Origin of the sequence: Salinispora tropica CNB-440 (genome assembly GCF_000016425.1) — a bacterium.
GTDB lineage: Bacteria > Actinomycetota > Actinomycetes > Mycobacteriales > Micromonosporaceae > Micromonospora > Micromonospora tropica.
The window spans coordinates 4,832,674-4,848,260 of record NC_009380.1; the positions used below are offsets into that span (position 1 = coordinate 4,832,674).

Consider the following 15,587-nt stretch of genomic DNA (forward strand, 5'->3'; position numbering starts at 1 on the left):
CGTTCACCAACGAGGGGCCGACCCATCGCGGTCCGGGTCACCACCGAGTACGGCGATACCGAGCCAGTCCGCGCAGACGTCGGACGTGGCGGGGTGCAGCGAACCGCAACGCGCGTCCCGGTAGAGCCGCTCCAGCGGATGCCCCCGCCGAGTGGCCGCCGTACCGGCCGCCTCGAGCACCGAGGCCGCGACGTCGGCCGCCGTGGTGCCCGCCAGCAGCTTCGCCCGCCAGACCCAACGGTTGGTCTCGGCGTCACCTGGCGCCTCGTCCACCCGCCGCGCCGCCTCCGCCACCACCAGGTCCGCCGCGGCCACCGCCGCGTCGGCGCGACCGAGCCGGGCCCGAACCGCCGGCAGACCACCGAGGTCACGGGCGTTCAGGTGCTCCGCCGCGGCGTCGATCGCCGCCCGCGCGACCCCAACGTAGACCGCGGCGTAACTCGCGACCAGCCAGTGCGGCATCAACTGCGCGACGACCAGAGCCAGCCCCTCGACGCCGCCGAGCAGCCGGTCAGCCGGTGCCGTGACATCCAGGTGCAGGTCGTGCGAGGAGGTGGACCGCATGCCCAGCGAGTCCCAGGTCTCCTCGACGGCCAGCCCGTCCCCCGCCGGCACGAGAAACTGGGAGACCACCGAAGGATCACCCGCGCTACGGGCGGCCACCAGATAGCCGTCGGCGTGACCGGCGCCGGAGCAGAAGGTCTTGCTCCCCTTGATCCGCCAGCCGCCGTCAACCGGCTCGTACACCGTGCTCAGCCGCGAGAGCCGGGCTCCCGCCCCGCGTTCGCTCATCGCCACCGCATACCAGGAACCATCCGCCGCCGCACGCAGCAGTCGATCCCGCGCCGCCAGCGCCTCGTTCGGCATCCCGAGCGCCTCGGCCAGTTCCTCGGTCACCGCGCCCAGCGCCCCGGTGACCGAGGCGTGCATGTTGAACACCAGCGCGGTCGCGCCGTTTCCCCGGGCCAGCTCGGTCGCGACGGCCGCGTACTCCCCGAAGGTGGCCCCCAGGCCGCCAAGCTCCCGCGGCACCATCAGGCCGAACAGGCCCGCCTCCCGGAGGTCTCGGAAGTCGTCGGCGGGGAAGGTGCCCTCCCGGTCGTGGTCGGCCGCCCGAGCGGCGAATCGCGGCGCCAACCGGCGGGCCACCTGCACAGCCTGCATCATGGAACCGTCCCCTCCTCGGGTACATCCGTCCGCGTCTGATCGCGCTCGCGCCGGCCCCAGCCCTGGTAGAGCACCGCCGTTGACCAGGTCGGCACGATGCGTGGAGGCGCCCCGACCGCACCCCTTGCCCGCCGGGCCAGCCAGCCGAGCACCCGGGTCAGCTGCGGCCGAATGCCACGCAGCCGCAGGTCAACGCCGTGCCGGGCGCACTCGGCGGTCAGCGCGCGGGCATCCACGAACAACCGTGGGTCGTGGATGCCCCGTGGGACCGTGGGAAGCCGCTCGCCGATGTGGACGGCCAGCAGGCGGCTCAACGCGGTGTCGTTGAGCGTGTCGAGGACGAGCAGCCCTCCCGGACGGAGCAGGCGGCAGGCCTCAGCCACCACCCGTCGCCAGTCGGGAACATGCTCCAGCAGCTCGCCCGCGGCCACCACGTCGGCGCAGCCGGAGGCGAGCGGCACGGCGGTCGCATCGGCGTTGACCACCGTCACCCCATGCTCGGCGGCTTGGCGCAGCGCCGAACGGGTGAGGTCAACCCCAACATGTCGATAGCCCTTGCCGGCGAGGTGCGGGGCGAGGAGCCCGGCACCGCAGCCGAGGTCGACCAGGAGGGCGTCGGGACGCGACGCCGCGGGCACCATCGCCGCCCGGGACTCGGCCAACCAGTGCAGCATGGCGAACACGCCGTCCGGCCGCCACCACTCCCCGGCCAGGTCGTCGTACTGGCGCGGATCATTGCGCGGTAGGGTGCGGCCCGCGTCTGGCATGGACCGAGCGTGGCACGACTGCCCGGTAACGACCAGACTTCCCTCATGACCTCCTCAGTGCTACGGCGTGTCGCGCGGGTGCTGACCCGGCCGGACCGAGCCGGACCCGCGGCCGGCGGCACTGGGCCGGTAGCCGCGCGCACCAGGCCGGTGGTGGCCCTGCTCCGGGCGAGTCACCCAGAACCAGCGGCCGCGGTCACCACCGTGGCCGGCCTGCTCGCCTGGGGGGTCGGGCACCGGCCGGCGGGGGTGGTCGCCGTGGTGCTCACCGTGGCCGCCAGCCAGCTGGCCGTCGGGTGGACCAACGACGCGCTCGACGCGAAGCGGGACGCCGTGGTCGGGCGGCCCGACAAGCCGGTCGCCACCGGTCTGGTCGGCCGACGCACGACCGCTCTGGCCGCCGCGGCGGCCGCCCTCGCCACCCCGGCAGTCGCGCTGACGACGAACCCGGCCGCCGCGGCCGTAGCCACCGCTGGCCTGCTCTCCGCGTTGCTCTATGACTGGCCGCTGAAGTCCTCGCCCCTGTCGGTCCTGCCCTACTCGGTCTCCTTCGGGTCGCTGCCGGCCTTCATCGTGCTGGCCCTGCCGGGTGTTGAAGTCCCACCGGTCTGGCTGGTCACCGCCGCGGCCCTCCTCGGCGCGGGCGCGCACTTCGCGAACGTGTTACCCGATCTCGACGACGATGCCCGCACCGGGGTCCGCGGGCTGCCCCACCGGCTCGGCGCGGGCGGCAGCCGGACCGCCGCGATCGGGCTCCTTCTCGCCGCGACCGCCACGCTGGTCCTCGGGCCGCCCGGACCGCCGTCACCGGTCGGGCTCGCCACGGTGACCGTCGCCGTCCTGACACCACCTCTGCTCTGGTGCGGCGAGCGTGTCACCAACCGCGCCCGGACCCGTTCGGTGGCCGCCTTCCGAGCGGTTTTGATAATCGCTCTCATCGACGTGATTCTGCTCGTGACCAGCGGGCCGCTGGCCTGAACGCCCCCGCGGAGGTGGCATCCCCGGGTCGGCGTGCGGAACTGGATCAGGCCCAACTACCCTGGAGCGCGGTCTGCACGGGCATGGCCACCGTGTCCGGCGTACGACCGGGCCCGATCATGACGAGGAGGACCGACGTGACGCGCTCGATCAGGGGTTCCCACCGGTCGGCCCTGCTACTGGCCGGGCTGGCAACGAGTGGGCTACTGCTCGCCGGATGCAGCGCCGGCCAGGTTGCCGAGACCGCCGGCACCGTACCGTCGGTCCAGGGCGTCAACGTCGCGAGCGACAACGGCGACTTCGCCATTCGTAGCCTGCTGATCGCCTACCCGGGCGTGGACGGCTACCAGGCCGGCGACGACGCGAACCTGGACGTGGTCCTCTACAACGACTCGCCGGACCCGGTCACGGTGACCGTCACCACCGAAGACGCCCGGGACGTCGTCCTCATCGATCCCCACGCCCCGCTCGGGGAGGGTTCGGCGGTGACGCCCACCCAGACCGAGTCCCCGGGGGCGGACGCCGGCCTCCCGCCCACCTCGCCCCCGGCGGGCCAGCCGGCCCAGATCACGGTGCCACCGCTGAGCCTCGTGCAGCTCAACTCGGAGGCGTCGACGGTGCTGCGGCTGATCGGCCTGGGCAAGCCGCTGCACGTCGGCGAGGCCATCTTCGTGACCTTCGACTTCGGTGGTACCACGATTCGGGCCGCGGCCCCGGTCTCCGTGCCGCTCAGCCCGGCCACTCCCCCGGAGCCGATCATCGAGCGCCACACCGGCTTCGAGGAGCTGGAGGACGGGCACGGCGGTGAGGGTGGCTCCGGGCACTGATCGCCGGCGCGACGGCTAACGTCCTGGTGTGACCACCTCCCGATCCTCCCGTGCCGGCGCGACCGGCGGCCGCGCCCGCGCTGCCCGCGAGCCCCGCCCCGCCTACGAGTGCGACGCCTGTGGACACCAGCCACCGAAGTGGGTTGGCCGCTGCCCGGAGTGCGGCGAGTGGGGTTCGGTCGTCGAGTGCACGCTGACCGGCCCGACCGTCTCCGGCCGGGTGGTCAGTTCCCGGATGCCGGCTGAGCCCGCGCGGCCGATCGCCACCATCAGCGCCGCGCCCGCGCGGGCCCGCCCGACCGGCGTCAGCGAACTCGACCGGGTGCTCGGCGGTGGTCTGGTTCCGGGCGCGGTGGTGTTGCTCGCCGGCGAGCCGGGGGTCGGCAAGTCGACCCTGCTACTCGACGTGGCGCAGCAGTGGGCCGCCGGCGGCGCCAACCCCTCGCTCGTGGTCAGTGGCGAGGAGTCGGTCAGCCAGGTCCGGTTGCGCGCCGAGCGGATGGGCGCCTTACACGAGCAGCTCTACCTGGCCGCCGAGAGCGACCTCGCCGCGGTGCTCGGGCACCTGGACGCAGTCAAGCCGGGGCTGCTGGTGCTGGATTCGGTGCAGACGATCTCGACCACCGGCACCGAAGGGGTGCCCGGTGGGGTTACCCAGGTTCGCGCGGTCACCGCGGCCCTGGTGGCGGTCGCCAAGGAGCGGGGCATCGCGACTCTGTTGGTGGGGCACGTCACCAAGGACGGCCAGGTGGCCGGCCCACGGGTGTTGGAGCACCTGGTTGACGTGGTGCTGCACTTCGAAGGGGACAAGCACTCGTCCCTCCGGTTGGTGCGGGGGGTGAAGAACCGGTTCGGCGCGGCCGACGAGGTCGGCTGCTTCGAGATGCACGAGGGCGGCATCAGTAGCCTGGCCGACCCGTCCGGGCTCTTTCTCACCCGCTACTCGGAGCCGGTGCCCGGCACCTGCGTCACGGTGGCGATGGAGGGGCGACGTGCCCTGGTCACCGAGGTGCAGGCGCTGATCGGAGCGACGGTGGCCGGGTCGCCACGGCGGACCGTCTCCGGGCTCGACTCCGCCCGACTCGCCATGGTTCTGGCAGTGCTCCAACGACGCACCGAGCGGTTGACCCTGCACGATCGGGAGGTCTTCGCGGCCACCGTTGGCGGCATCCGAGTCGTCGAGCCCGCCGCCGACCTGGCGGTCGCCCTGGCAGTCGCTTCCGGCGGGCTCAACCTCGCAATCACCCCGCACCTGGTGGCGATCGGGGAGGTTGGGCTCACCGGCGAGGTGCGCCGGGTCGGGGCGGTGCCACGCCGGTTGGCCGAGGCGACCCGACTCGGCTTCCGGCTCGCGCTCGTGCCACCGGGCTGCGGTCCGGAGAGCACCGGCGTCCGCGCTGACCAGCTACGCGTGATCGAGGTCAGTGATGTCCGGGCCGCGCTCCAGGCCGTCGCACAGGCTTCTGCGGAATAACCTTCATATCTATCTATACCGGTAATTCCCAATAAACCATCCAAAAATGATGGAATCGGTTGATCCAGGCAGCACGACACATCACAGTAACCGCGGCAGCACCCACCGCAGAGTAGTCCGTAGACTGTCCTCGTGCCGATCGACCGCGACACCACCAAGCCTGCCGGCGCGACACCTCACGCCCGCACCGGTGCCGTGGGTTCGCCCGCCCGTCCGATCAGCGTGCACGTGACCGGAGGCGCGGCCAGCGACCCGCTGCGCGCCAACCTGGCCCTGATGGCACCCGGCACCGCCCTGCGCGACGGGCTGGAGCGGATCCTTCGGGGACGCACCGGCGCCCTGATCGTCCTCGGCTATGACAAGGTCGTCGAGAGCCTCTGCACCGGCGGCTTCCCGCTCGACGTGGAGTTCTCCGCCACCCGCGTACGCGAGCTGTGCAAAATGGATGGCGCTGTCGTGCTCTCCAGCGACGGAAGCCGGATCGTCCGGGCGGCAGTGCATCTGATGCCCGATCCCGCGATCCCCACCGAGGAGTCCGGCACCCGGCACCGCACCGCCGAGCGGGTTGCCCGTCAGACCGGCTACCCGGTCATCTCGGTGAGCCAGTCCATGCGAATCATCAGCCTCTACGTCAACGGCCAGCGGCACGTGCTGGACGACTCGGCCGCCATTCTCTCCCGCGCCAACCAGGCACTCGCCACGCTCGAACGGTACAAGCTACGCCTGGACGAGGTCTCCGGCACCCTCTCGGCCCTGGAGATAGAGGACCTGGTCACCGTTCGGGATGCGGTCGCCGTCGTACAACGGCTCGAGATGGTCCGTCGGATCGCCGACGAGATCGCCGGCTACGTGGTGGAGCTGGGCACCGACGGCCGGCTCCTCGCTCTGCAACTCGACGAGCTGATGGCCGGTGTGGACGCTGACCGCACCCTTGTCATCCGGGACTACCTGCCCACCGGCCGCAAGTCACGCACCCTCGACGAGGCCCTGGTCGAGTTGGACCTGCTGACCGCAACCGAGCTGATCGACCTGGTCGCGGTCAGCAGAGCCATCGGCTACCCGGCGGCTTCCGACGCGCTTGACGCCGCGCTCAGCCCCCGCGGTTTCCGGCTACTGGCCAAGGTGCCGCGCCTACCGGTGGCGATCGTTGACCGCCTGGTGGGGCACTTCGGCAGCCTTCAGCGGCTGCTCGGCGCGACCGTGGAGGACCTACAGGCCGTAGAGGGCGTCGGCGACGCCCGCGCCAGGGGCGTCCGAGAAGGACTCTCCCGGCTCGCCGAGGCATCGATCCTGGAACGCTACGTCTGACAGCCGGCGGCACGGCCCGCCGATGAGCCGATGCGTGGTCCGACAATACGGCCCGCGGGCCAACCGAGGGCGCGATTCAGTCGACCGCCACCCGGCTCCGTCAACCGGTAATTTTGATCTCTACGGGCGCGCTGTACTTCGTGCCGACCCGGGCGAGCAGTTGGTAGGTGCCGGGCGGGGCCTCGGGGCCGACGGCGACCCCACCTGAGCAGCGTGTGTCGTCGTTTCCGTTCCAGCGGATCTGATAGGACCGCACAAAGTTCGGCGTGAACGACTGGACATCCGAGCCCTCGCCGGTGCCGCAGCTGTCGGAGGACCAGATCGTCGCCGCCCCCGACTTGAGGAACAGCTCCTGTAGGTCCGCGCCGACATCCCGGCTACAGGTCCGGTCCGAGCTATTCTTGATCTTCAATTGCAGATCAACGGCACCACCCTGACCCACCGACGCGGGCAGGGCGACAGCGGTCACGCTGATCTCGTCATCGGTGCAGGTACCGTCGTCCGTGGCCGGGGGAGCCGAGGGCGGGGGGTCGCTCACCTCATCCATCTCGGACGGCTCGGAGTTGGGCGGATCCGCCCCGCCGGCATCGCCCGAGTCGCCCGGGGGTAACGGATCCGGCTGCTCAGCGTCGGCCGGTGTTTCGGGGTCGGGCGTTGAGTCGGAGGAGGTTGCCTGCTCTTGCCCGCTGGCATTCTTGGCGGGCTCCTCCGAGTTGCCCCACGAGTAGAGAACCACAACCAGTAGGAGAAACGCCGCTCCGAGCACGACGGCGCGACGCCGCCAGTAAACGGCGGGAGGCAAGGGGCCGACCGTCAGACGCATGATGTCCTACCGTAGCGGCAGCAAGTGCGGCAATCGGCGGCGACGCGCCGACACCATCCTCAGCTCGTGGAAGCTGTTCTCCACTGACGACGGTTCAGACAGCCGAAGGTGCAGACCTGAAAGCGGAAGGTGACCTGGACCGGTACGGGTCGGGGTCGGGCCGGTCAGAGATACACCTTGCGCTGGTACACGGCGTGGGCGCCGGCGACCCGGTCCAGGAACAGCAGACCCGCACAATGATCGATCTCGTGTTGCAGGGCCCGCGCCTCGAACGCGTCGGTGACCAACCGAACCGTCTTACCGGTTCCGGGCAGGTCCCCCTCGACCACCAGACGACCGGCGCGTTTGACGTCACCGGTCAGATCCGGCACGGACATGCACCCCTCGCGGCCAGCCTTCCATCGACTGGCCTCCACCACGACCGCATTACACAGCACAAACGCGCCGTGCCCGGTGCTGGCCTTCGGATGTCCGGTGACATCCACCGCGAAGACCCGGGCACCGACCCCGATCTGCGGAGCGGCCAGACCGACACAGCCCGGGGAGACGCGCATCGTGGCGACCAGATCGGCCGCGAGGCGTACCGTCTGCTCGGCCGTCGGATCCACGTCGCGGCCGGCCCGGCTGAGCACCGCGGCCGGGGCGGACACCACCGGTCGCACCTGACCCGGCGGGCCCAGCACGTCCAGCGTCCAGTCGCCGAGGCCGGCGTATTCCTCACGGCTCACAACAGGTCCGGGTCTGCCGGCCGGAGGGTTACCTCCACCCCGAGTTCGGCGGCGGTTGACGCCAACCGGGCCGTCACCTGCTCGGCCGCGTCCGGCGGCAGCTCGACCTCCGCGACGACGACATAGAGCGCGCCGGCGAGCCGGGTACTCAGGTCCGTGACGTTGCCGCCCACCTCCGCGAGCACCCGGGTCATGGCGGCGACGATCCCCAACCGATCAGCGCCGTGCACCGCCAGCACGTACGGCGCACCGTTCGACGCCTGCTCCGCGTCCGGCACCACCGCGCGAACGGTCGCCAGTAGCTGGCCGTCGGCGGTGAGCGGCGCCAACGCGGCCTCGGCCTCGGCGACGGCCGGGCCCACGCAGATCAGCGTCATCGCGAAATGCCCCCGTAGCCGGGTCATGGTGCTGTCGGTGAGGTTCGCACCCAGGCGGGCGAGCACCTCGGCGACATCGGCCACGATGCCGGGCCGGTCTCGACCGATGACGGTGATGGCAAGCTCAGTCATCCCCGGATTCTCCCCGCCCAGTCCCACAACGCCACCCAAAGACTGCCCGGTCGACCGCTCGTCGGGACTGGTCAGCGGGGCCGGTCGCCGTGTGGGCGCGGTCCCGAGACGTGACATGATCGCCGACGATGACTGAACCGACCTTCACCACCCTGGTCAGCCGATGGTACACGCAGCACGCCCGGGACCTGCCGTGGCGGCGCCCCGAGGTTGGCGCCTGGGCAATCCTCGTCAGTGAGGTGATGCTCCAGCAGACCCCGGTCGCCCGGGTGGTGCCATCCTGGACGGACTGGATGGCCCGCTGGCCGACCCCGGCCGACCTCGCGGCGGAGCCGCCAGCGGAGGCGATCCGGATGTGGGGGCGGCTCGGCTACCCGCGGCGGGCGGTCCGGCTGCGCGAGGCCGCGGTTGCGATCGTGGAGCGGCACGGCGGGCAGGTGCCGAACAGGCTGGAACAGCTGCTGGCCCTGCCGGGAGTCGGCACCTACACGGCGCGGGCGGTGGCCGCGTTCGCGTACGGGCAACGGCACCCCGTGGTGGACACCAACGTACGACGGGTGATCTGTCGGGCGGTCGCGGGTAAGCCGGACGCCGGCCCGACCACCCGCCCAGCCGACCTGGTCGCCGCCGAGGAGCTACTTCCGGCGGAACCGGCCGCCGCCGCGCTCGCCAGTGCGGCGTTCATGGAGCTGGGAGCGGTGGTCTGCACGGCTCGGTCGCCCCGTTGTGGGAGTTGTCCGGTCGCCTCGATCTGCGCCTGGCGGGCCTCCGGGGAGCCAGCGCCGACCGGCCCCACCCGACGTCCGCAACGGTACGCCGGCACCGACCGTCAGGTCCGTGGGCTGCTTCTCGAGGTGCTCCGGGAGGCAACCGCCCCGGTGCCCCAGCAACGCCTGGACCAGGTGTGGGCCGACGATACACAGCGGTTCCGGGCGTTGGCCGGCCTGGTCAACGACGGCCTCGTGGAACAGGTCAACGAGGCGTCCTTCCGGCTGGCCGGAGACGGACCACCGATCCTCGTCCGCTGAGAACGAGCAACGGCCCGATGGCGATCGCCATCGGGCCGTTGTCGCTCGGATTGGATCTGCCCGGCCTACGCCGTGTCGTCCGCCCCCGTGGCAGCGCCGCCGAGGTCGGCTGGGACCGCGTCCGGCAGGTCTGCCGGTTTGTCGGTGCCGCGGAAGGTGAGGGTGGACGAATCGATATTGGTCGGATCACCGTCGCAGTCGACGATGACGATCTGGCCGGGGTTGAGCTCGTTGAACAGGATCCGCTCGGAGAGGTTGTCCTCGATGTCCCGCTGGATCGTGCGGCGTAGCGGCCGGGCACCGAGGACGGGGTCGAAGCCCTTCGTCGCGAGGTACTGCTTGGCGTTGTCGGTGAGCTCCAGGCCCATGTCCTTGTTGCGCAGCTGGGTCTCGATCCGACCGATCATGATATCGACGATCGAGAGGATCTCCCGGTGGCGCAGCTGGTGGAAGACGATGGTGTCGTCGATCCGGTTGAGGAACTCCGGCCGGAAGTGCTGCTTGAGCTCGTCGTTGACCTTCTGCTTCATCCGGTCGTAGTTCGAGTCGGAGTCATCAGAGGCCTGGAAGCCCAGCGAGACCGCCTTGGCGACGTCGCGGGTACCGAGGTTGGTTGTCAGGATGATGACCGTGTTCTTGAAGTCCACGATCCGGCCCTGACCGTCGGTGAGCCGCCCGTCCTCGAGGATCTGCAGCAGCGTGTTGAACACGTCCGGGTGGGCCTTCTCGATTTCGTCGAAGAGGACCACGCTGAACGGCCGCCGGCGGACCTTCTCGGTCAGCTGCCCGCCCTCGTCGTAGCCGACGTAGCCGGGAGGCGCACCGACGAGCCGGGACACCGTGTACCGGTCGTGGAACTCGGACATGTCCAGCTGGATCAACGCGTCTTCGCTGCCGAAGAGGAACTCCGCGAGGGCCTTGGACAACTCGGTCTTACCGACCCCGGACGGACCCGCGAAGATGAACGACCCAGACGGCCGCTTCGGGTCCTTCAGGCCGGCCCGCGTGCGGCGGATCGCCTTCGACACCGCCTTGACCGCGTCTTCCTGGCCAATGACCCGCTTGTGCAGCTCGTCTTCCATCCGCAGCAGCCGGGAGGTCTCCTCCTCGGTCAGCTTGTAGACCGGGATGCCCGTCCAGTTACCGAGCACCTCGGCGATCTGCTCGTCGTCGACCTCGGTGACGACATCCAGATCACCGGCCTTCCACTCCTTCTCCCGCTGCGCCTTCTGGCCCAGCAGCTGCTTCTCGGTGTCCCGCAGCTGCGCGGCTCGTTCGAAGTCCTGCGCGTCGATCGCGGACTCCTTGTCCCGACGCACCTGCGCGATCCGCTCATCGAAGTCCCGCAGGTCTGGCGGCGCGGTCATCCGCCGGATCCGCATCCGCGCGCCCGCCTCATCGATCAAGTCGATGGCCTTGTCCGGCAGGAATCGATCCGAGATGTAGCGGTCAGCGAGGGTTGCCGCCGCCACCAGGGCCGCATCCGTGATCGACACACGGTGGTGCGCCTCGTAGCGGTCCCGCAGACCCTTCAGGATCTCAATGGTGTGCGGCAACGACGGCTCACCCACCTGGATGGGCTGGAACCGGCGTTCCAACGCGGCGTCCTTCTCCAGGTGCTTGCGGTACTCATCCAGCGTCGTCGCGCCGATGGTCTGCAACTCACCCCGCGCCAGCATCGGCTTCAGAATGCTCGCCGCGTCGATCGCACCCTCGGCGGCACCCGCGCCCACCAACGTGTGGATCTCATCAATGAACAGGATGATGTCACCACGGGTACGGATCTCCTTGAGGACCTTCTTCAACCGCTCCTCGAAGTCACCCCGATACCGTGAACCCGCTACCAAAGCACCCAGGTCAAGGGTGTACAGCTGCTTGTCCTTCAGCGTCTCGGGCACCTCGCCCTTGACGATCCGCTGCGACAGGCCCTCCACCACGGCGGTCTTGCCCACACCCGGCTCACCGATCAGCACCGGGTTGTTCTTCGTCCGCCGGGACAGCACCTGCATGACCCGCTCGATCTCTTTTTCCCGACCGATAACCGGATCAAGCTTGCCCTCACGAGCCGCCTGCGTGAGATTGCGACCGAACTGGTCCAACACCAAGCTCGTCGACGGAGCGGCCTCGCCTGGCGCTGTCCCCGCCGCCGCCGGCTCTTTGCCCTGATAGCCCGACAGCAGCTGGATCACCTGCTGACGGACCCGATTGAGGTCCGCCCCCAACTTCACCAGCACCTGAGCCGCCACGCCCTCACCCTCACGGATCAGGCCCAGCAGAATGTGCTCGGTACCGATGTAGTTGTGCCCAAGCTGCAGCGCCTCCCGCAGTGACAGCTCCAGCACCTTCTTGGCCCGCGGGGTGAACGGAATGTGACCACTCGGCGCCTGCTGGCCCTGCCCGATGATCTCCTCAACCTGCTGTCGCACGCCCTCCAGAGAGATCCCCAGACTCTCCAGCGCCTTGGCGGCCACGCCCTCACCCTCGTGGATCAGGCCCAGCAGAATGTGCTCAGTACCAATGTAATTGTGGTTGAGCATCCGGGCCTCTTCCTGGGCCAGGACGACAACCCGACGCGCTCGGTCGGTGAACCGCTCGAACATGCCCTCGTGCTCCTCACATACCGTGCGCCTCGATGGTCTAGATCGTGGCGGGGCCGCTGCGTGGACGCCCGGGATGGGCGTCCGTGCCTTTCAACTCTATCGCCGCGGGCCGACTCCGCTGGGGTCCTGCCTCCCCGGTGGTGCCGGATACGCGCTGTTTTGCCCAACAGTCCGCGCTCAGCAGGTGTTCCGGTAGCAGCGCTGCTACGCGCAGAGCGAAATTCGACCGCCTCCGGATCAACCCACGACGTCCCCGGGGAGCCGCCACCAGCCCCAGAAGCGACTCACCCCGGCCCCAGCCACGGCGACACCGCAGGTCCCACCGGCGGTAGCGCCGCACACCCCGGCGGCCTCCGGCCCGAGACACAGCAACGCCGGCCCGGAGGCTGTACTCCGGGCCGGCGTCCACCACACACCGGTCAGTGGCCGGCGCGAGCGTGGTACTCGTCCACGATCTCCTGCGGGATGCGACCCCGGTCGGAAATCTCCTTGCCGGCCTTCTTGGCCCAGGCCCGAATCGCCTTGTTCTGCTCACGGTCGGCGGTGGCACCGCCCCGGCCGCGGGCAGCCCGGCCCCCCACGACCACGCCACCCCGGCCCACCTTCGTGCCGTTGGCGACGTATGCGGCGAATACCTCCCGCAATTTCTCGGCGTTGACGCTCGACAGGTCGATCTCGTACTGAACGCCATCGAGGGCGAACTTGACGGTCTCGTCAGCGTCCCCGCCATCCAGGTCATCGACCAGCTTATGAATGATCTGCTTGGCCACGTCCCACATTCCTTCCAGCAGGGTGCAGCGGTTCTGCGAATCCCGCAAGAGCACAATAACCCGGACGATGCTCCGCGCGTCAATAGGATCCGGTTACGAGTCGGAGGCCCCGACCGTCACTCGGGTCGGACCAGCGGGAAGAGGATGGTTTCCCGAATTCCCAGGCCGGTCAGCGCCATGAGCAGCCGGTCGATTCCCATTCCCATACCACCAGACGGTGGCATTCCGTACTCCAGGGCCCGGAGAAAGTCCTCGTCGAGCCGCATCGCCTCGTCGTCGCCCCGCGCCGCGAGCCGCGCCTGGGCCACCAGACGCTCCCGCTGAACCACCGGATCCACCAACTCGGAGTAGCCCGTACCCAGTTCGAAGCCGAGTACGTAGAGGTCCCACTTCTCGGTCAGGCCCGGCTCGGTGCGGTGCGCCCGGACCAACGGGCTGGTCTCCTCGGGATAGTCCCGCACGAAGGTGGGCGCCAGCAGACCCGGGACGACCAACTCCTCGAACAGTTCCTCGGCCAGCTTGCCCGGACCCCACTTCGGGTCGACCGCCAAGTCCACCTTGTCCGCGTACTCGACCAGACGGGTCCGCTCCGTGCGTACCGTGACCTCCTCTCCGAGCGCTTCGGAAAGGGCACCGAACAGCGTCACCGAACGCCACTCACCGCCGAGGTCGAACTCACGACCGTCCGCGTGGGTCACCACCGTCGAGCCGCCGACCGCGAGCGCCGCCTGCTGGATGAGATGACGGGTCAACTCGCCGATCGTGTCGTAGTCGCCATACGCCTGGTAAGCCTCGAGCATCGCGAACTCCGGCGAGTGCGATGAGTCAACGCCCTCATTGCGGAAGTTACGGTTGATCTCGAAGACGTGGTCTACGCCACCAACGAGCGCGCGCTTGAGAAATAGTTCCGGAGCGATTCGTAGATACAGATCGGTGCTGAGCGCATTGCTGTGAGTCACGAATGGGCGAGCGGTCGCACCGCCGTGCAGCAGCTGCAGCATCGGGGTCTCCACCTCGAGGAAGCCCCGCTCGTGCAGGGACTCCCGCAGGCTACGAACCGCGGTCGCCCGGGTACGAACCATCTGCCGGGCCTGCGGGCGAACGATGAGGTCGACGTAGCGCTGCCGGACCCGGGCCTCCTCACTGAGCGGCTTGTGCGCCACCGGCAGCGGACGAAGGGCCTTCGCGGTGACCGCCCACCCCTGCGCCAGCACCGACAGCTCCCCACGCCGGCTGGTGATCACCTCACCGGTTACCCCGACGAGGTCACCGAGGTCCACCAGCCGCTTCCAGTCCTCAAGCCGCTGCGCGCCGACCCGGTCCAGGGAGAGCATCGCCTGCAGCTCGGTGCCGTCGCCGTCCCGCAGCGTGGCGAAGCAGAGCTTGCCGGTGTTCCGCATAAAGATCACCCGCCCGGTGACCGACACCTGGTCACCGGTGGCCGTGTCAGTGGGCAGGTCGGCGTACCCCTGGCGGATCTCGGCGATCGTGCGGGTCCGCGGATACCCAAGCGGATAGGGTTCGATCCCCTCGGCGAGCATCCGGTCCCGCTTCTCCCGGCGGACCTTCATCTGCTCCGGAAGGTCGTCGGCGGGGTCAACTGGTACGGCGTTCTGCTCGGTCACGGCACGCTTCCTCAGGCAGAGAATTCAGGCGGGGTCAGCCCCCGAGCGTACTCAAGGGCTCTTGCGAGGGACATCGGATAGCCGGCCGCCATGACCGAGCCCACGCCAACACCGTCGTTGGGGGGCGGCCACGACCGGTACGGACCGCGGTATCCGGACGTCACTCAGCGCTGACCACCGGCTGCACCGCACTCGGGAGAACCTGGCTCAGACGTTGCGGTCGTAGACCATCCGGAGCCCGATCAGGGTGATCATCGGCTCGTGGTGGGTGATCGTCCGGCACTCCTTCATCACCAACGGCGCCAGCCCCCCGGTGGCGATCACGGCCTTGACCGCACCCAGCTCCTCCACCATCCGTTCCACGATCCGATCCACCTGCCCGGCGAAGCCGAAGTAGAGACCGGCCTGCAGACACTCGACCGTGTTCTTGCCGATCACCGAACGCGGCCGGGCAGCCTCGACCTTCCGCAGCTGGGCGGCGCGGGCCGCGAGCGCGTCGAAGGATATCTCGATGCCCGGGGCGAACGCCCCGCCGAGGAACTCGCCCCGCCCACTGATCACGTCGAAATTGGTGGTGGTGCCGAAGTCGACGACGATCGAGGGCCCGCCGTAGAGGTTGTACGTCGCGAGCGTGTTGACCACCCGGTCGGCACCGACCTCCTTGGGATTGTCGATGGCGAGCTGCACCCCGGTCCGCACGCCGGGCTCGACGATCATGTGCGGCACGTGAGCGTAGTAGCGGTCCAGCATCGTGCGCACCGACCGGAGGGCGGCGGGCACCGTCGAGCAGGCCGCCACGCCGCTGATCTCCACATCGGCGCCGGAGAGCAGACCCCGGAACATCAACCCCAACTCGTCCGCGGTCGACCGCGGATCGGTGTTGATCCGCCACGAGTGCACCAGCTTGTCGCCATCGAAGGTCGCCAGCACGGTGTTGGTGTTTCCGATGTCGATGCAAAGCAGCACACCCACAGCCTAGACAC

At 69.7% G+C, this 15,587-nt stretch carries 14 protein-coding genes; 5 read left to right on the forward strand and 9 right to left on the reverse strand.

The window, feature by feature from the left end; translation table 11 throughout:
• Nucleotides 1-3 precede the first annotated feature (3 nt).
• Both STROP_RS21510 and STROP_RS21515 read right to left on the reverse strand, forming a co-directional pair.
• Nucleotides 4-1,167 carry an acyl-CoA dehydrogenase family protein gene (locus STROP_RS21510; protein WP_012015457.1) on the reverse strand — a complete coding sequence of 388 codons (1,164 nt, stop codon included), beginning with the start codon at nt 1,165-1,167 and terminating at the stop codon, nt 4-6.
• A complete protein-coding gene (locus STROP_RS21515; RefSeq protein WP_012015458.1) occupies nt 1,164-1,934 on the reverse strand; it encodes a methyltransferase domain-containing protein in 771 nt (256 codons plus the stop codon). The genes STROP_RS21510 and STROP_RS21515 overlap by 4 nt, the downstream gene beginning before the upstream one ends.
• 45 nt (nt 1,935-1,979) lie before the next feature.
• On the opposite strand from STROP_RS21515, the gene STROP_RS21520 reads away from it, so the two are divergent.
• From STROP_RS21520 to disA, 4 genes are all read left to right on the forward strand, one after another.
• Nucleotides 1,980-2,912 carry a UbiA family prenyltransferase gene (locus tag STROP_RS21520; RefSeq protein WP_012015459.1) on the forward strand — a complete coding sequence of 311 codons (933 nt, stop codon included), beginning with the start codon at nt 1,980-1,982 and terminating at the stop codon, nt 2,910-2,912.
• 137 nt (nt 2,913-3,049) lie between these two features.
• Nucleotides 3,050-3,739, forward strand: coding sequence for a hypothetical protein (locus tag STROP_RS21525; RefSeq protein WP_012015460.1), 690 nt, complete (start codon nt 3,050-3,052; stop codon nt 3,737-3,739).
• Nucleotides 3,740-3,767: 28 nt separating this feature from the next.
• A complete protein-coding gene (radA, locus tag STROP_RS21530) occupies nt 3,768-5,213 on the forward strand; it encodes a DNA repair protein RadA (protein WP_012015461.1) in 1,446 nt (481 codons plus the stop codon).
• 132 nt (nt 5,214-5,345) lie between these two features.
• Nucleotides 5,346-6,521, forward strand: a complete 1,176-nt coding sequence (gene disA / locus STROP_RS21535) for a DNA integrity scanning diadenylate cyclase DisA (RefSeq protein WP_012015462.1) — start codon at nt 5,346-5,348, stop codon at nt 6,519-6,521.
• 100 nt (nt 6,522-6,621) lie between these two features.
• Here disA and STROP_RS21540 read toward each other — a convergent pair whose 3' ends face one another.
• The 3 genes from STROP_RS21540 to STROP_RS21550 form a co-directional block, all read right to left on the reverse strand.
• Complete coding sequence (locus STROP_RS21540) at nt 6,622-7,344, reverse strand: hypothetical protein (protein WP_012015463.1); 723 nt, start codon at nt 7,342-7,344, stop codon at nt 6,622-6,624.
• A 164-nt stretch (nt 7,345-7,508) separates the two neighbouring features.
• Nucleotides 7,509-8,072 carry a peptide deformylase gene (locus tag STROP_RS21545; RefSeq protein WP_012015464.1) on the reverse strand — a complete coding sequence of 188 codons (564 nt, stop codon included), beginning with the start codon at nt 8,070-8,072 and terminating at the stop codon, nt 7,509-7,511.
• Nucleotides 8,069-8,581 carry a glycine cleavage system transcriptional repressor gene (locus STROP_RS21550; RefSeq protein WP_026275294.1) on the reverse strand — a complete coding sequence of 171 codons (513 nt, stop codon included), beginning with the start codon at nt 8,579-8,581 and terminating at the stop codon, nt 8,069-8,071. Before STROP_RS21550 ends, STROP_RS21545 begins: the two co-directional genes overlap by 4 nt.
• A 128-nt stretch (nt 8,582-8,709) precedes the next feature.
• On the opposite strand from STROP_RS21550, the gene STROP_RS21555 reads away from it, so the two are divergent.
• A complete protein-coding gene (locus STROP_RS21555; protein ID WP_012015466.1) occupies nt 8,710-9,609 on the forward strand; it encodes an HhH-GPD family protein in 900 nt (299 codons plus the stop codon).
• Between the two features lie 65 nt (nt 9,610-9,674).
• Here the strand turns inward: STROP_RS21555 and STROP_RS21560 are convergent, their stop codons facing one another.
• The 4 genes from STROP_RS21560 to STROP_RS21575 all read right to left on the reverse strand — a co-directional run bounded on the left by STROP_RS21560 (nt 9,675) and on the right by STROP_RS21575 (nt 15,570).
• Nucleotides 9,675-12,209 (reverse strand): ATP-dependent Clp protease ATP-binding subunit, encoded by a 2,535-nt coding sequence (locus STROP_RS21560; RefSeq protein WP_012015467.1) that lies wholly within the window; start codon nt 12,207-12,209, stop codon nt 9,675-9,677.
• A gap of 419 nt (nt 12,210-12,628) precedes the next feature.
• On the reverse strand, nt 12,629-12,979 hold the full coding sequence (locus tag STROP_RS21565) for a histone-like nucleoid-structuring protein Lsr2 (RefSeq protein WP_033660423.1): 351 nt from the start codon (nt 12,977-12,979) through the stop codon (nt 12,629-12,631).
• A 116-nt stretch (nt 12,980-13,095) separates the two neighbouring features.
• Nucleotides 13,096-14,604 (reverse strand): lysine--tRNA ligase, encoded by a 1,509-nt coding sequence (gene lysS, locus STROP_RS21570; protein ID WP_012015469.1) that lies wholly within the window; start codon nt 14,602-14,604, stop codon nt 13,096-13,098.
• A 207-nt stretch (nt 14,605-14,811) separates the two neighbouring features.
• A complete protein-coding gene (locus tag STROP_RS21575; RefSeq protein ID WP_018255237.1) occupies nt 14,812-15,570 on the reverse strand; it encodes a type III pantothenate kinase in 759 nt (252 codons plus the stop codon).
• Nucleotides 15,571-15,587: the final 17 nt, after the last annotated feature.